This window comes from Rhizobium sp. PRIMUS64, from assembly GCF_023006465.1.
Lineage (GTDB): Bacteria > Pseudomonadota > Alphaproteobacteria > Rhizobiales > Rhizobiaceae > Rhizobium > Rhizobium leguminosarum.
Genome location: NZ_JALBGX010000028.1, coordinates 46,704 through 64,091, shown reverse-complemented (window position 1 = coordinate 64,091; position 17,388 = coordinate 46,704). Strand labels below are relative to the sequence as shown.

Annotated in this window: 10 protein-coding genes; 6 read left to right on the top strand and 4 right to left on the bottom strand. The window is 61.7% G+C overall.

Annotation, left to right across the window (positions count from 1 at the left end; translation table 11 throughout):
- The first annotated feature begins 310 nt into the window (after positions 1-310).
- Positions 311-2,239 carry an autotransporter assembly complex family protein gene (locus MOV76_RS14110; protein ID WP_247264727.1) on the top strand — a complete coding sequence of 643 codons (1,929 nt, stop codon included), beginning with the start codon at positions 311-313 and terminating at the stop codon, positions 2,237-2,239.
- Positions 2,240-2,305: 66 nt separating this feature from the next.
- Entirely contained in the window at positions 2,306-8,728 is a 6,423-nt protein-coding gene (locus tag MOV76_RS14105) for a translocation/assembly module TamB domain-containing protein (RefSeq protein WP_247264729.1), read from the top strand.
- A 62-nt stretch (positions 8,729-8,790) separates the two neighbouring features.
- On the opposite strand, the gene MOV76_RS14100 is transcribed toward MOV76_RS14105, so the two are convergent.
- Positions 8,791-9,228: an Lrp/AsnC family transcriptional regulator gene (locus tag MOV76_RS14100; protein WP_018243835.1), complete on the bottom strand. Its 438-nt coding sequence runs from the start codon at positions 9,226-9,228 to the stop codon at positions 8,791-8,793.
- Between the two features lie 124 nt (positions 9,229-9,352).
- Between MOV76_RS14100 and rocF the strand changes: the two genes are divergently transcribed.
- The 4 genes from rocF (at position 9,353) to MOV76_RS14080 (ending at position 14,391) form a co-directional block, all read left to right on the top strand.
- Complete coding sequence (gene rocF, locus MOV76_RS14095) at positions 9,353-10,288, top strand: arginase (RefSeq protein WP_018243836.1); 936 nt, start codon at positions 9,353-9,355, stop codon at positions 10,286-10,288.
- 76 nt (positions 10,289-10,364) lie between these two features.
- Positions 10,365-11,564: an ornithine--oxo-acid transaminase gene (rocD, locus tag MOV76_RS14090; protein WP_047620339.1), complete on the top strand. Its 1,200-nt coding sequence runs from the start codon at positions 10,365-10,367 to the stop codon at positions 11,562-11,564.
- 297 nt (positions 11,565-11,861) lie between these two features.
- Complete coding sequence (locus MOV76_RS14085) at positions 11,862-12,338, top strand: chemotaxis protein CheW (RefSeq protein ID WP_003543427.1); 477 nt, start codon at positions 11,862-11,864, stop codon at positions 12,336-12,338.
- A gap of 292 nt (positions 12,339-12,630) precedes the next feature.
- Positions 12,631-14,391: a PAS domain-containing methyl-accepting chemotaxis protein gene (locus tag MOV76_RS14080; RefSeq protein ID WP_131646867.1), complete on the top strand. Its 1,761-nt coding sequence runs from the start codon at positions 12,631-12,633 to the stop codon at positions 14,389-14,391.
- Between the two features lie 119 nt (positions 14,392-14,510).
- On the opposite strand, the gene MOV76_RS14075 is transcribed toward MOV76_RS14080, so the two are convergent.
- The 3 genes from MOV76_RS14075 to fdhD form a co-directional block, all read right to left on the bottom strand.
- Complete coding sequence (locus tag MOV76_RS14075; protein WP_247264726.1) at positions 14,511-16,169, bottom strand: OFA family MFS transporter; 1,659 nt, start codon at positions 16,167-16,169, stop codon at positions 14,511-14,513.
- A 143-nt stretch (positions 16,170-16,312) separates the two neighbouring features.
- Positions 16,313-16,549: a formate dehydrogenase subunit delta gene (locus MOV76_RS14070; protein ID WP_018448151.1), complete on the bottom strand. Its 237-nt coding sequence runs from the start codon at positions 16,547-16,549 to the stop codon at positions 16,313-16,315.
- On the bottom strand, positions 16,539-17,363 hold the full coding sequence (fdhD, locus tag MOV76_RS14065) for a formate dehydrogenase accessory sulfurtransferase FdhD (protein ID WP_222285024.1): 825 nt from the start codon (positions 17,361-17,363) through the stop codon (positions 16,539-16,541). Before fdhD ends, MOV76_RS14070 begins: the two co-directional genes overlap by 11 nt.
- Positions 17,364-17,388: the final 25 nt, after the last annotated feature.

Here is a 17,388-nt window from a genome sequence, read left to right as displayed (position 1 = left end):
GGCAACGTCCGTGGCGCGGCAGTCGGCGCCGCTATCGGCGGCGTGTCCGGCGCCCTCATCGGCAGCGTCGCCGAACAGCCTGGCCAGTGCTACTATCGCGACCGCTACGGCCGCCGCTACATCGATAGTTGCCCGCGCTGAGAGCGCTTGGAAATCGGCAAATTCAGGAAATCCCGGACACACGTCCGGGATTTTTTGTGCTAAATTAGCGCGTTGGCAATTTAAAATGGTACACCCCGCGCGATTTTGTCGCTAAGCTGTTCATGGCTGGGCAACGAAGCTTCAATGTAGACACAACCAAAAGCGGCGGATGCGGATCAGAGGGACAGGCCCGAAAACAGGTACTGCGTATCGGCGAACAGGCACCATGATGGTAGTCGCAGCGGCAGCTGCGTTCTCACCGGTCCTGATCGGCGACGCTTATGCCTTCAAGCTTTTCGGCATCACCATTTTCGGCAAAGAAGAAGACGAAGGCGAACAGGTGCCCGATCCGGTGCGCTACCACGTCGACCTCAGGGCCGATACCGCCGATCCCGACCTGAAAGAAGCGCTGGAAAACAGTTCCCGTCTCCTCAGTGACCAGAAGCAGCCGGTTTCCGGCGATCTCGGCATCGTTGTCAAGGCGCGCGACGACCGTGAGCGGCTGATCGCCGCCTTGTATGAAAAGGCCCGTTATGGCGGCCTGGTGACGATCACCATCGACGGCAAGAATATCGACGACCTGCCGCCCAATCCGACATTCGACCGGTCAGGGCCGATCCCCGTCACTGTCGACATTGCTCCCGGCCCCGTTTTCAAGGTCAGGGAGGTACAGTTCGGCGGCGATGCCGCAAACCATAATCCCGCCGATTACGACCTCGCCCCCGGTGCGCAGGCCGGCTCGCTGGCGATTATCAGGGCCGGCGACAAGATCGTCGAACAATTGAAGAGCGAAGGCCGGCCCTTCGCCAAATTGACCGAACGCAAGGTCGTCGCCGACCACAGCAGCGACACCGTCGATATCGTCCTGGCTGCCGAGGGCGGTCCCATCGCCCCGATCGGCGATGTCGGCGTCACCGGCGAGAAGACCGTCAGGCCAGGTTTCATCCAGCGCTATTCCCGGCTGAACAAGGGCGAAGCCTACTCCCCGGAAGCGCTGAAGAAAGCCGGCGAGCGGCTTCGCGCCCTCGGCGTCTTTTCGAGCGTCACCATTCACGAAGGGGATGCGCTGGCGCCTGATGGCACCTTGCCGATGACGATCGAGGTTTCGGAAGGCAAGAGGCGCTACTTCGGCGTCGGTGCGCAATATTCCACCACCGATGGCTTCGGCATTCAGGGCTATTGGGGCCACCGCAACCTATTCGGCGAAGCCGAAACGCTGAGGATCGAGGGAGCGGTCTCGCGGCTTGGCGAAACGACGGATGTCGGCAGCCTCGACTATTCCGCCGGCATCCTCTTCACCAAGCCCGGCGCCTTCTTTCCCGCCGCCACCCTGAAGGCGGGCATCGTCGCCAAGACCGAAAATCCGGATGCCTATAACGCGACGCTCGTCACCGCCTCGCTCGGCCTTTCCTACGAGCTGACCGACCGGGACACGGTCTCGGCGAGCGGCGAGGTCAGCTGGGAGCGCGACGATGACGCCTTCGGCGAGAACGACTATCTGACCTTCACCCTGCCGATCCAATATGATCGCGACGCACGCGACGACAAGTTCAACCCGACGGAGGGTTATCGCGCGACATTCTCGGCAAAGCCCGGCTACGAAATCTTCAACGCCACGCCCTATGCGGCATTCGAGGGCTCGATCTCCGGCTATCTGCCGTTCGGCCAGGAAGACGGCGTGGTGCTTGCCGGCAAGGTTGCCGCCGGCGTCCTGATCGGCGGCGATAGCATTGGGGATATTCCCGCCACGCAGCGCTTCTTTGCCGGCGGCGGCGGCTCCGTGCGCGGATACAGCTATCAGGAAATCTCGCCCTATAACGACAATGGCGATGCCACCGGCGGCCGCTCCTATGTGACCGGTTCGCTGGAGGCTCGCATCAAGATCACCGATACGATCGGCATCGTGCCCTTCATCGATGTCGGCACCGTATCGGACAGCACCTTTCCGGGTTTTTCCGATATTCGCGCCGGTGCCGGCGCCGGAATACGATATGCAACGCCTTTCGGCCCGCTGCGGCTTGATTTTGCCATGCCGCTGAACAAGTACGAAGATGGCACAGATTACGGAATCTACGCCGGCATCGGCCAATCCTTCTAGAATTGCCGATTCCCCCGTGTTTTCCGATCTGTGAGCCGTCATGAAAACGGGGTAGTGTCCGCGCCGATGCAAATGCTGGCAAAAATCGTCAACTGGATCGTACGGCTGACCGGCTATGCCGTCGGCGTCACTTTGATTCTCGCTGTCGCGGCACTTGCGATCTTCGGCTTCACCAGTTTTGGCGCCCGCATCGTCACCGAAAAGATAGCCTCCACGCTTTCCAACCGCGACATGACGATCCAGGTTCGTGAACCGCAAGGTCTTCTGACCGGCGGGCTTCGCGCCGCCGAGATCTCCATCTCCGATACCAGGGGCGTCTTTGCGGAAATTCATGGCATCGCGATCGACTGGAATCCGCTGGCGCTGCTGACCGGAACCTTCCACGCCAAACGCTTCGAGATCGAAGCGATCAACGTGCTGCGCAAGCCGGTGCGCACCCTGCCCTCGCGGCCCGGAGCTGAAAATTCCGGCGGATTCGCTCTTCCGATCAAGGTCGATATAGACCGCGTCGCGCTGCCCGATATCAAACTTGCCGCACCCGTTGCCGGCCGCGCCTTTGCGCTCGCCGCCGAAGGCAGCCTTTCGGCGAACGGCGATGGCGGCGAGGCCGTCGTCAATGTCAGCCGTCACGCGGTTCCGGATGCGCGGCTTGCCGCCGACATCGCCTATGCGCCGGCTGAAAACCGGCTGCGGCTGAAGACGCAGCTTTCCGAGCCGAAGGGCGGGCTGCTGGCGGGCTTTCTCGGCTTGCCGGATAGCCCGGCCGTCAATATCGATCTCGACGGCCAGGGGCCGATATCCGATTGGAAAGGTAAAGTGCAGGCCGCCCTCGACGGACAGCAGCGCGCCGCAATCGAAGCCCGGCATCAGATCACGGCAGACGGATTGCACCACCTCGACCTCAAGGGCGGCGGTGACTTGAGCTCGCTGCTTCCATCGGCATTCCGGCCGCTTTTTGCCGGCCAGACCAATATCGATCTTGCCACCACCTTCGACGACCGCGGCAAGATCGATATCCAGACCGGCAATATCGCCACCGGCAGCGTCGTGATCGCCGCCTCGGGCACCCTCGATCCAGCCGGCAACAACAGCCTGAACGCCAATCTGCTCGGTACGTCGGGGCCAGTCGATTTCCGCTGGCCACTCGCTGAAGGCGAAGCGCGCTTCCTCATTTCTGGCCTCAACCTGGCGCTAACCGGCGATGCCCAGGCCGCCCGACTGAACGTCAGCGGCTCGCTCGACACCGCAACCCTTCCGCAGGCCAATATCGGCAACATCAAGCTGACCGCAAAGAGCGACGCCTTCAATCTCGCCGCCCGTTCCGGCAGCGTCCAGCTGCGCCTTGTTGCCGGCGATACGACCTTCACCGACCCGAACCTCAATCGCGCCGTCCAAGGCCCCGTCACGATCGCCTCGCCGCTGCAGATCTCGCCCTCCGGCATCGGCTTCAACGGTACCACCGTCGAAAGCGCCAATATCAACGGCGGCCTCAATGGCTCCTACCGGCTGGCGGACAAAGCGCTGACCGGCAACCTCAAGCTCACAGTCAACCCCGCGGCCCTCCCGGCTGCGATGACAAGCAGGTTCGACGGACCGATCTCGCTCGAAAGCCAGGTGGTCGGCACCATCCCGTCAAAATTCGCACTGTCCAATCTCGTCCTGAAATCCGGCACGCTCGAAGCCGCCGGCAACGTCGCACTCGACGGCGGGATGTTGAATGCCGATCTCTCCGGCCGGCTGCCTGACGTCGGCAAGCTCATCCCCGGCGCCAGTGGTGGCGCGGGTTATGCGTTGAGAGTGGGAGGTGAGCTCCCGGCAATCTCCGTGACGGCCAATCTCAAGGCCGCCAGCCTTGAAATGGCCGACCGCGTGCTCGGCAACCTCAATATCGACCTGTCGGGTCTCGCCGATCCCAAGGCGCCGCAGGGCAGGATCGCCGCCACCGGCACGATCGATGGCCAACCGATCGGCATCAACGGCGACATCACCTCGCAGGACGGCAAGATAAGCATTCCGGCGCTGACCGCCGATATCGGCGGCAACCGACTGACCGGCAATGCGGAATTCTCGCCGACCCTGGAGCCAACAGCCGCACTGACCTTCGATTTCCCCAATGTCGGCCTGCTCGCCGCACTCGGCGGGCAGAAGGCCGAAGGCGATCTCAAGGGTTCGCTCGGCGTCAGCAGCGACAGTGGCAGGATTGCGCTCAAGCTGCTTGCAACGGGCGGCTCGATCCACCGTGATACGCTTGCGATCGTCAAGCCGGATATCGATGTCACGATCAGCGATCTCAATGCCCTTGCCGCAAACGGCACTATCAAGGCCGAGGGGGTAAGCGCCGGAACGAACAAGCTTGCCGGCCTTTCGCTGGGTTTTACCAAGCAGCAGAACCATACCGACTTCGATCTCGATGCTGCCTATGACGGCAATCCCGTGCTGGCCGCGGGCAATATCGAGGCTCAGGACGGCACGATCCACCTGAACCTTGATCGCTTCTCGGCAAGCCCCCGCAATATCCCGATCGAGCTGGCCGCACCGACGCAGGTCGCCATCGGCGGCGGCGCCGCCAATCTGAACGGACTGATGCTGAAAACCGGCACCGGCTCGGTAACCGTTACCGGTTCCGCCGGCGAAACGCTGAAGCTTGATGCAGATATCCGCGAGCTGCCGGCAGCGCTCGCCAACGGTTTCGTGCCCAACCTTTCAGCCGGCGGCACGATCTCCGGAACGATTGTCGTGACGGGAACGCCGGCAGCACCGGTCGCCGACTTCAAGCTCGGCTGGAAGGATGCGACTACGGGCCAGACCAAGGGCGCCGGCCTGGCGCCGCTCGACATCACCGCCGGCGGCAAATTCGCCGACAACAAGCTCGATTTCGACACGACGGTCGGCAGCAATGACGGCCTCTCGCTGAAGGCCGCCGGCAATGTCGCGCTCGCCGACCCGAAGGCACCGGTGCTTGATGTCAACGCCGATATCCTCAACCTGCCTGCCCGCATCGCCAACGGTTTCGTTCCCGATCTCGCCGCCGCAGGCACGATTACAGGAAAAGTGGCGGCCTCCGGCTCCCTCGCTGCGCCGACCGCCAATTTCGATCTCAACTGGAAAGACGCGGCGACGAGCCACACGAAGCGTGCCGGCCTTGCGGATCTCGGCGTGAAGGCATCCGGAAAATTCGCCGATAGCAAGCTCGATTTCAATACAGTGGTCGACGGCGCCAACAGCCTCTCGCTGAAAGCAACCGGCAATGTCGCCATCACCGGCACGACGATCGACAACGTCAAGGTCGATGCAGCGCTGGCAAATGTCCCGGCAAATATCGCCAACAGCTTCGTCGCCGATCTCGCCGCCGAAGGCGTGATCTCCGGAAAGATCGCGGCCAGCGGGTCGCTTTCCGCCCCGAGTGCCGATTTCGATCTCACTTGGAAAGACGCGGCGACGAGCCACACGAAACGCGCCGGCCTTGCAGCGCTCGGCGTGACCGCATCGGGAAAATTTGCCGACAACAAGCTTGATTTCAATGCGGTGGTTGGCGGCGCCAACAGCCTCTCCTTAAAGGCAATCGGCAATGTCGCCATCACGGGCACGACGATCGACAACCTCACGGTCGACGCCACACTGGCGAATGTTCCGGCAAATATCGCAAACAGCTTCGTCGCCGATCTCGCCGCCGAAGGTGCGATCTCAGGAAAGATCTCGGCCACGGGATCCCTCCCGGTTCCGAATGCAGATTTCGATCTCACTTGGAAAGACGCGGCGACGAGCCACACGAAGCGTGCCGGCCTTGCAGCGCTCGGCGTGACCGCATCGGGAAAATTTGCTGAAAACAAGCTTGATTTCAATGCTGCAGTCAGCGGCGATAAAGACCTCTCACTGAAGGCCATGGGCAATGTCGCACTCGCCGGCACGGCGATCGACAGCATCAAGGTCGATGCCGAGATTGCCAAGCTTCCGGCCAGTCTCGCAAATGCGTTCGTTCCCAATCTGGCGGCCGGCGGCACGATATCCGGCACTGCGTCCGCCTCAGGGACACTCGCCGCACCGAAAGCCGACTTCAAGCTCGACTGGACGGATGCTGCGACCAGCCAGACCAGAAGCGCTCATCTCTCGGGCCTCGCGCTCACCACATCCGGACGCTTCGCCGACGACCGGCTCGATTTCGATGCCAATCTCGCCGGCCAGGACGGCCTCTCGCTGAAGGCCGCCGGCAACGTCGCGATATCAGGCACCTCCGTTAAAACCCTCGACGTCAAGGCCGATCTCGCCAACCTGCCGGCAGGCCTCGCCAACGGCTTCGTCCCGGGTCTTGGCGCAGAGGGCACGGTGTCGGGAACGGCATCTGCCTCCGGAGCGCTTCCGAAACCGGCCGTCGATTTCAAACTCGACTGGAAGAACGCTGCGACCGCCCAGACCAAGAGCAGCGGCCTTTCGGGCCTGAGTGCTGCGGCGTCCGGCAAGTTCGCCAACGACCGGGTCGATTTCGATGCCAATCTCGCCGGCAAGGACGGCGTGTTGGCCAAGGCGACGGGCGGCGTCACGATCGCGGGAACGGCCATCCGGGACCTTTCGATCAATGCCGATATCCCGGCGCTGCCGGCAAATATCGCAAATGCTTTCGTTCCCGGTCTCGGTGCCGAGGGCACGCTTTCGGCAAGCGCCATAACGTCGGGAACGCCGGCAAATCCGATCGTCGATTTCAAGCTCAACTGGAAAGATGCCGCGACCAGCCACACCAAGGCTGCCGGCCTTTCCCGCCTTGCGCTGGCGGCGACCGGAAAATACGCCGGTGACAGGCTGGATTTTGATGCCGCGCTCAACGGCAGCGGCGGCATTGCGCTGAAAGCCACCGGCAATCTCGCCATCGCAGGCACGTCGATCAAGTCTCTCGATGTTACGGCGAATACCACCAATCTTCCGGCCAGCATCGCCAACGGCTTCGTTCCCGGCCTTGCAGCCGAGGGCGCGGTCTCAGCAACCGCAAAGGCCACCGGCGCGCTATCGGCGCCCTCCGTCGACTTCAAGGTCGACTGGAAGAACGCGGCGACGAGCCAGACCAAAGGTGCCGGCCTTTCGCCGTTCAGCATCGGTGCATCAGGCAAACTTGCCGGAAACAGGCTGACGGTCGACACCAGCCTTGCCGGTGACGCCGGCATGTCGCTGAAAGGCGGCGGCAGTGTCGTGATCACAGGCAATCGCGCCCTCGACATGCGATTCAACGGCAATCTTCCTTTCGCCGTGCTCGGCGCCCCGCTTGCGCAGCAGGGCCTCGTTGCGGACGGGGTCGCCACCGTCAACCTCCAGATTGGCGGAACGGCCGCAGCGCCCGTTATCAACGGCACTGTCTCGACATCAGGCGCCAAGCTCGTCGACGTCCGACGCAATCTTGCCGTCAACAATCTTGCGGCGACCGTGACCTTCAATGGCAGCCAGGCGGTGATATCGCGCCTCAGCGGCAACCTTGGCGGCGGCGGCACGATTTCGGCCAGCGGCACCATCGGCATCCAGCCGGCCGGCGGCTTTCCCGCTGACATTTCGATCAAGCTCGACAAGGCGGTCTATGTCGATGGAACGCTTGTCGTCTCGACCGTCAATGGCACGGTCGGCCTGCGCGGGCCGATCATGAATGCGACGCTGAGCGGCAAGCTTCGGCTCGACAAAACCTCGATCACGGTCCCGGAAAAATTGCCGACCTCGCTGAGAGAAGTCGACATCCGGCATAAGAATGCGCCGCGGGCGGTGCTTGCGCAGCTGCGCGATGACGGTGAGCGGAAACCCGGCGAGAAATCCTCCGTGATCACACTGGATCTCGAAATCGATGCGCCCTCGCATATCTTCGTACGCGGCCGCGGCATCGATGCCGAGCTTGGCGGCCGGGTGACCATCCGCGGAACAGCGGCTGCACCCATCGTGACCGGCGGTTTCATCATGCGCCGCGGTCGCATGACCATTCTCAACCGCCGCCTGGATTTCTCCGACAAGAGCAGGATCACCTTCGCCGGCGACCTGACGCCGGCGCTCGATATGGAAGCGACCTCGGCCTCCGGCTCGACGACGCTGACCGTCGACGTCGCGGGTCTCGCCACCGACCCCGCGATTACCTTTTCCTCCTCGCCCCAGCTGCCGCAGGACGAGGTGCTGGCGCAGCTGATCTTCGGCCAGTCGATGTCGAAACTCTCGCCGGTGCAGATCGCCCAGCTCGCCGACGCCGTCAGTCAGCTGGCCGGCAACCGCTCGACCTCGCTTTTCGAAGGCCTGCGCAATCAGCTTGGCGTCGACGATTTCGACGTCAGCACCGATTCCAAGGGCCAGACGAGCGTCAGCGTCGGCCGCTATCTTAACGATCGCACCTATTTCGAATTGCAGCAGGGCGGTTCGGCTGGCGCCAAGGCGGTGATCAACCTCGATGTCGGCCGCGGCGTCAAGCTGCGCGGGGGGGCCGGTGGCAACGGTGAGGGCGAAGCCGGGATTGTCTACGAACGGGAATATTGATCCATCTCGCCCGAAGCTGGCAGCGGCTTTGGACCGATGGCATGCAAAAGCTCTAACCCGGCTTAGAAACCGGTTTTGCTGGTCTTGAGAAGGATGTTGGTTTCTGTCGAATTGATTCCATTGATCAGCCGGATCCGGTGCAGCGTCTCGTCGAAGGCAGCAAGGTCGCGATCCTCGAGTTCGGCGACGAAATCCCATTTGCCGTTGGTGCTGTGAAGCGCCCGCACCTGCGGTAGGCCCCTCAACTGATCGGCCACCCTGTCGGCGAGCTTGCCGAGCACCTCGATCATGACGATGGCGCGCACGCCGGCGGACCGCGTCTCATGACCGGTGCGGATGGTGAAGCCGACGATGGTGCCGCTGGCGACCAGCCGCTCGATCCGGGCGGCAACCGTTGCCCGTGATGCACCCGTCAATGCCGCAAGCGAAGAGACGGAAATCCGGGCGTTATGGCGAAGTGCACTCAGAAGTTCAGTGTCGAGATCATCCACGCTGATCACTTTGTCAAAATAGGTTTATCAATCTGCGCAATCATAGTCCATTTCTGACACTTTTCCATCTTTTTGCCGCCAGCCCTTTATCCCACTATCGGCCGAAACAGGCCTCAACACGGAGCCCTCCAAAATGAATACCCAATCGCGATCTGTCACCCTCATCGGCGCGCCGCTGGAAGAAGGCTCCGGCCGCAGAGGGGCTGCCATGGGCCCTGCGGCCCTGCGCATTGCCGGCGTCGACCAGACGCTGATCGAGCTTGGCCATGACGTCGCCGATATCGGCGATCTCAGGATCGTGCCGGCGATGGATCTGCCGAACCACCCGAAGGCCCACAATCTGAGGATCGTCGGCGCCTTCACGCGCGCCCTCGAAAGTAGCGTCTACGACGTGGCCGCCTCCGGCCGTTTTCCGCTGATTCTCGGCGGCGACCACAGCCTTTCCATGGGCAGCGTTTCCGGCATGGCCCGCTATGCCGCCAGCAAAGACCGCCCGCTCTTCGTCCTCTGGCTTGATGCCCATGCCGATTTCAATTCTCCGGCCACGTCGCCGTCCGGCAATATTCACGGTATGCCTGTCGCCTTCTTCTGTGGCGAGGCGGAGTTCGCCGAGATCCTGCCGAAGGGACGTCCGTTCGTCGATCCAAAGAATGTCTTCCAGGTCGGCATCCGTTCGGTCGATGCGCGCGAGCGCGAGGAAATCCACGAACACGGTGTCAATGTCTTCGACATGCGCGCGATCGACGAGCAGGGCATCGGCGCCATCATGCGTGAGATCCTCGATGTCGTGACCAGGGCAAACGGCCTGCTGCACGTCAGCCTCGACCTCGATTTCCTCGATCCCGAGATCGCTCCCGGTGTCGGCACGACGGTCCCGGGTGGCGCGACTTTTCGCGAGGCGCATCTGGTGATGGAAATGCTCTCGGACAGCGGCCTCGTCTCGTCGCTCGATCTCGTCGAACTCAATCCGTTTCTCGACGATCGCGGCAAGAGCGCCCGCATCCTGGTGGAGCTGACGGCAAGCCTCTTCGGCCGCCGCATCTTCGATCGCCCGACACGCGCCGCATAAGAGCATGTCAGGCAAAAGTGTGCAGCGGTTTTGCGATAGCGACATGCGTTGAAATAAAACTAGAGGGAGAACGGCCATGAACACTTCGGAAAAACTGATCGCCACGGAACAACGGCTCGGCGCCCATAACTACAAGCCGCTCGACGTGGTGCTGACGCGTGGCGAAGGTGTTTATGTCTGGGATACCGACGGCAACCGTTATCTCGATTGCCTCTCGGCCTATTCCGCCGTCAACCAGGGCCATTGTCATCCGAAGATCCTCGCCGCCATGGTCGAGCAGGCGGGCAGGCTGACGCTCACTTCCCGCGCCTTCCGCAACGACCAGCTCGCCTATCTCTACGAAGAGCTTGCGGCTCTCACCGGCTCCCACAAGATCCTGCCGATGAATTCCGGCGCCGAAGCGGTGGAGACCGCCATCAAGGCGGTGCGCAAATGGGGATACGAGGTCAAGGGCGTGCCGGAAGGCAAGGCGGAGATCATCGTCTGCGCTGATAATTTCCATGGTCGGACGCTGAGCATCATCAGTTTCTCCACCGATCCCGAAGCCCGCGCCGGCTTCGGTCCCTATACGCCAGGCTTCCGCATCATTCCCTTCGGCGATGCCGAGGCTTTCGCCGCCGCAATCAATGCCAATACGGTGGCCGCCCTGATCGAGCCGATTCAAGGGGAAGCCGGCGTCATCATTCCGCCGGCAGGTTATTTCACCCGCATCCGCGAACTCTGCACGGCAAACAACGTCACCCTCATCCTCGACGAGATCCAGACCGGCCTCGGCCGTACCGGCAAGCTGCTGGCGGAGGAGCACGAAGGCATCGAGGCCGACGTGACGCTTATCGGCAAGGCGCTGTCCGGCGGCTTCTATCCCGTGTCGGCCGTGCTTTCGAATTCCGAAGTTCTGGGCGTGCTGCAGCCCGGCCAACACGGCTCGACCTTCGGCGGCAATCCACTCGCCTGCGCAGTAGCGCGTGCCGCGCTCAAGGTGCTGACGGAAGAGGGCATGATCGAGAACGCCGCTGTCATGGGCGACTACTTCCTCGAAGGCCTCGGGTCGATCCGCTCGAACATCGTCAGGGACGTGCGCGGCCGTGGCCTGATGATGGCCATCGAACTGGAACCCGAAGCCGGCGGCGCACGGCAATATTGCCATGCGCTGAAAGAGCGCGGCCTTCTCGCCAAGGATACCCACGACCACACAATTCGCCTCGCTCCGCCGCTGGTCATCACCAAAGAGCAGGTGGATTGGGCAGTCTCGCAGATTGAGAAGACGATAGGCTGAGTAAATCGGTGCAATTCTTCTTCACGACCTCGAACATGCATGGAAGATCCTGAATGCCGGAGATCGGCTGGAAGAGATCGACAGCAAAACCGCCTGGTTTTCATCCGAGATTAAAAACCTTCGCAATCGCGTCTCCCGATTTAGATTTGGGCAACACTCTTTCGCTAATGTCGTCGATAACCGTAACGATGCTTCGCCGAGCGCAAAGCCATCGCGTGGTATGAAGGCAAAGCTTGGCCGCGCCAATGGTGGCGCATCCGCTTCTGCCCTGGCTTACGATAGTTGGGAAGAATTCTAATGGCCACGATCAATTCGACTAACTTCAGCGGCGATACGCTCGAAATTATTGCCTTCCGCCTGCATGACCAGGAATTCTGCGTCAAGACCACGACCATCCGCGAAATCCGCGGCTGGGCGCCGTCGACGCCGATCCCGCATGCGCCGGCCGATGTCATCGGTGTCATGAACCTGCGCGGCTCGGTGATCCCGATCATCGATCTTGCTTTCAAACTCGGCATGAAAAGCACGGTCGCCAATGAGCGCAGCGCCATCGTCGTCGCCGAAGTTCACAGCATGGTCATCGGCATGCTTGTTGACCGCGTCTCGGATATCCTCACCATCTCCTCCAGCCAGGTCCAGCCGGTGCCCGAAGTGACCGCCTCCTTCGACCGCGCTTATTGCGAAGGTATCATTGCCTCGGAAAACGGAATGATCTGCTTCCTGAACCTCGCCAAGATGTTCAAGGAAAACGAGACGGATGAACTGGCGGCCTGATCGGCCAATATAATTCTCAATAAAAACCGCCCACACGGGCGGTTTTTTGTTGCGCATCGCGAGCAAGCCTCGGCCGCCACCATCCGCCTTGGCGCTTTTGATTAGAAACAGCTTCTATACCGGAAATTAACCACGTTCCGTCATCATGGGATACTCAAGGATGACACGTTTTCCGCCAATCTGGGAATGACAACCAGTACTGTCTGTCTTCTCATCACCGGCATTCCTTGTCCGATCGGCTTCGCCTTGCCAGACGAAGCAGCAGAAAACTGTGCATTTCAGAGGGACGGGAATGTTTGGTCTATCTTCCGATTCGAAATATATTCTCAATGCCATTTCCAAATCGCAGGCGATTATCGAATTCGATCTCAAGGGAAATATCCTCACGGCGAACGAGAATTTCTGCAATGCACTTGGTTATCGCCTGAGCGAGATCGTCGGCAAGCATCACAGCATGTTCTGCGAGCCGGCCTATACGGCAACGCCTGAATATCGTGCCTTCTGGGCACGGCTCGGGCGCGGCGAATATGATGCCGGTGCTTACAAGCGTCTCGCCAAGGGCAACAGAGAGATATGGATCCAGGCTTCCTACAATCCTGTTCTTAAGGGCGGCAAGCCATTCAAGGTGGTGAAATTCGCGGCCGACATCACTGCCGCCAAGAAGCAGGCGGTCGAGGATTCCGGCAAGCTGGAGGCGATCTCGCGTTCGCAGGCGGCGATCGAATTCACCCCGAAGGGCGAGATCCTGACCGCGAATGAGAATTTCTGCAAAGCCATGGGATACTCCCTGGCCGAGATCTCCGGCAAGCATCACAGCATATTCTGCGATCCGGCCTATGTCAGCACCGAGGATTACGGCAGCTTCTGGCGCCGTCTTGCCAATGGCGAATTCATTGCCAACGAATTCGTCCGCTTCGGCAAGGACGGCCGCGAAATCTGGATCCAGGCTGCCTATAACCCGATCGTCGATGCCGACGGCAAGGTCTACAAGGTCGTGAAGTTCGCAACCGACGTCACCCAACGCATGAGCGCGATTTCACTGCTTGGTGGCGCGCTGCGCCAGCTGTCCGAAGGTGATCTGACACGGACGGTGGACACGCCCTTCGTCCCGTCGATGGAACAGTTGCGGCACGATTTCAACACCGCAATCAAAGGTCTTGCCGAGACGATGAAGACGATCGGCGAGAATGCCAGCGCGATCGCCTCCGGCTCACGCGAGATTGGCGCATCGGCGGACTCCTTCTCCAAGCGGACGGAACAGCAAGCCGCATCCATCGAAGAAACCGCAGCCGCGCTGGAAGAGATCACCACCACCGTCAACGATTCCAGCCGTCGCGCCGATGAGGCCGGCCGCCTTGTCGCCATGACCAAGCAGGGCGCCGAGCAGTCCGGTATCGTGGTCCGCAATGCCGTCGCCGCCATGGGCCAGATCGAACAGTCCTCCCGCGAAATCACCAACATCATCGGCGTCATCGACGATATCGCCTTCCAGACCAATCTCCTGGCATTGAATGCCGGCGTCGAGGCGGCCCGCGCCGGCGAAGCCGGCAAGGGCTTCGCCGTAGTGGCCCAGGAGGTCAGGGAGCTCGCCCAGCGCTCCGCTAACGCCGCCAAGGAGATCAAGACGCTGATCAACACGTCGGGCGAGCATGTCAGGAACGGCGTCGGCCTCGTCGGCCAAACCGGTAAAGCGCTCGAGGAGATCGTCGCCCAGGTCGGCGATATCGACGGCAACGTCGTCGCCATCGTCGAAGCCTCCAGGGAGCAGGCAACCGGCCTCAAGGAAATCAACCAGGCGGTCAATACGCTGGATCAGGCAACCCAGCAGAATGCCGCCATGGTCGAGGAGAGCACCGCTGCCAGCCACAGCCTTGCGAGAGAGGCCGAAACGCTGCGTGTTCTGCTGACGAGGTTCCGTCTGCCAGGCCAGACCCAGACCACAGGCAGGCATGAGGCAAGACAGACGGGCTCACCGGCGCTGCATCTTGTTTCACGTGTCGCAAAGGCGCACGGGACTGCCGCTGCAACCGCCCAGAGCTGGGAAGAGTTCTGATCCCAGTCTCCGCACATCGTCATCTTACTGTGCCGCCGCCAGGCGGCACTTTGATCAGATTGCACCGTCTACGAAGATAAACGCGTCGTATGAACACCCATGCGACGCGCTTTGATGGCTCAGCCGAACAGCGCCAAAGTCGCCCGCAGCGTCACCCAGACACCCCAGAGCAACGGCACGCCGACGACGGCCCAGGCAAGCATCGCCTTGGCGTCCAGCCCGCCTGTGCCGATGCCGAAGGAACCCGTCGGACCGGCATTGACGGCCGCCGACTTCGCCTGCAGCGCAGCGACCTCGCCATCGGACATGAACCACTTGTCCGAAAGCGGCCTGATCAGCGAATTGGCAATGAGCCCGAGCGCCAGCATGCCGGCGAGGATATACATGGTGCCGGTATAGAGGGTTGGACCGGGCGCGACGCCGGCGGCGATCTGCGCTTCGCGGATATAGTTGACGACGACGGGACCGACGATGCCGGCCGTTGCCCAGGCGGTCAGCAGCCGGCCGTGGATGGCGCCGACGAACTGGGTGCCGAAAATATCGGCAAGATAGGCCGGTATGGTCGCGAAGCCGCCACCATACATCGACAGGATGATGCCGAAGGAAAGAACGAACAGCGCCTTGTTGCCCATGCCCGCGAAGGTGGGCGCCAATGCATAGAGCACGATGCCAAGGACGAAGAAGCAATAATAGGTATTCTTGCGGCCGATCTTGTCGGACAGCGACGCCCAGAAGAATCGTCCGCCGATGTTGAAGAGCGACAGCAAACCGGCAAAACCGGCGGCGATCGTGGCGATCGATGCCTTCTGGCCGGCGTCGAGCTGGGCGAAGCCGACGTCCGGCAGGCCGATCAGCGAGCCGGCGAAGATTTCCTGCAGCATCGGCGAGGCCATGCCGAGAACGCCGATACCGGCCGAAACGTTGAGGCAAAGCACGGCCCAGATCAGCCAGAACTGCTTAGTCTTGTGGGCATCGCGCAGGTGCACATGTTTGGTGGTGATCATCGTGCTCTTGGCCACAGGCGGTGTCCAACCCTCGGGACGCCAGCCGGCCGGCGGAATGCGATAGCCGAAGGCACCGCCCATCATGAAGACGAAATAGATCGCCGCCATGACGATGAAGGTCTGCCAGACGCCGACCGAACTGTCGGTCTTAAAAGTATTCATCAGCAGGTTGGCCAATGGGGCGCCGATCATCGCACCGCCGCCGAAGCCCATGATCGCCATGCCGGTCGCCATGCCGCGCCGGTCGGGAAACCACTTGATCAGTGTCGAGACCGGCGAGATGTAACCGAGGCCGAGACCGATGCCGCCGATGACGCCGGCACCGAGCCACATCATCCAGAGCTGATGAGTGATGACGCCGATGGCGGCAAGAATGATGCCGCCGCACCAGCAGCAAGCGGAAACGACGCCCGCCTTGCGCGGACCGGCCCGCTCGAGCCAGCCGCCCCAGATGGCGGCGGACGAACCAAGCAGAACGAAGAACAGCGTATAGATCCAGCCGAGGTCGGCAACACGCCAGTCGCAGGTCGTGGTGAACAGCGCCGAGGCGAGGGTCAGATCGGGGCAGGCCGTCGAGGCCGTGATTCCGAGCGACTTGGAAAGCGGCAGCCAGAAGACGCTGAAACCATAGGCCATGCCGATGCAGAGATGGATGGCGAGCGCTGCCGGCGGCACCAGCCACCGATTGAACCCGGGCCTTGCGATGATCCTTTCACGATCGAGCAGGCCTACCCCCGCCAACGCCCCATCTGTCTGTCTTTCCGCTGCGGTCATGAAAATCCTCCTTGATACAAATCTGCTTTGATTTCAGCTTTTGCGCAGGCAGGTTGCTCCTGCCTTCCCTCCCGCACGGACCGATCCTCGCTTTTTTTGAACTAAAGCATTGAAATAAATACCTAAAGCTCGAGGAACGCGCTTTAGTGTGTTACCGGCTCCGGCTTTCGGATAAGAGGAACGGCCTGAAGCACGAGTGCATCCAGGCCGTTCTCCTCATTCTCCAGAATTTCGAACAATTGCCGCCGCATGCGCGGGTCCCAGAATTTGTTGATATGGGTGGCGACCCCCTGCGCGGCCTCGCTTTCCGGCTGGCTCTTGAAGAAGGTGGCGATCTGGTTTGCCATATAGACGAGCTTGGTTTTGGTATCATGCGACATCGGCAATGCTTCCGGGCGAGATGCGGTGCGGGTGGGTGAAAATCTCGAAATCCTCACCGCGCACCAGTGCGACGAGCGTCATGCCGGCTTCTTCGGCCGTGCGGATGGCGAGAGCCGTCGGGGCGGAAATGGCGATAAGCACAGGGCTGCCGAGGATCGCCGCCTTCTGCACCATCTCGACGGAAAGCCGGCTGGTGACGACGACGGCGCCGTCGCCGCCTCTTTCACTGGCGCGGATGACGGCGCCGCAGAGCTTGTCCAGCGCATTGTGCCGGCCGACATCTTCGCGCACGGCAATCAGCCCTCTGCCGGGAAGATAGAACCCGGCGCCATGCACCGCCCGTGTCTCACGATGCAGCGGCTGTGCCTCGTTCAGAAGCGAAACGGCGCGGACGATATCCGCATGCGACAGCGCCAGCGGCGATGTCGAAACATCAGGCACCGGCCGTACCGCCTGTTCGATCGATTCGATGCCGCAGAGCCCGCAGCCGACCGGCCCCGCCATGCTGCGGCGCCGTGCCCGCAGCCGATCGGCGACATCGTCGACCAGGCTCACCTGCACATCGATCCCCGGCTCACCCTCGATGACCTCCACGCCCGATATCTCCGCCGGCCCGGCAATGATCCCTTCGGTCAGACTGAATCCGAGGGCAAAATCCTCGAGATCCGCAGGTGTTGCCATCATCACCGCATGCGAACTGCCGCCGTAGGAAAAGGCGATCGGCACCTCTTCCGGCACGATGCGAGAGCTGGTGTGCATAATGCCGTTGCGGCGGGCGGTTTCGGGCGCATGGGCAGTGACGGTGAAGGTCATAATGCGCGTTCCTGCTTACCGAGCC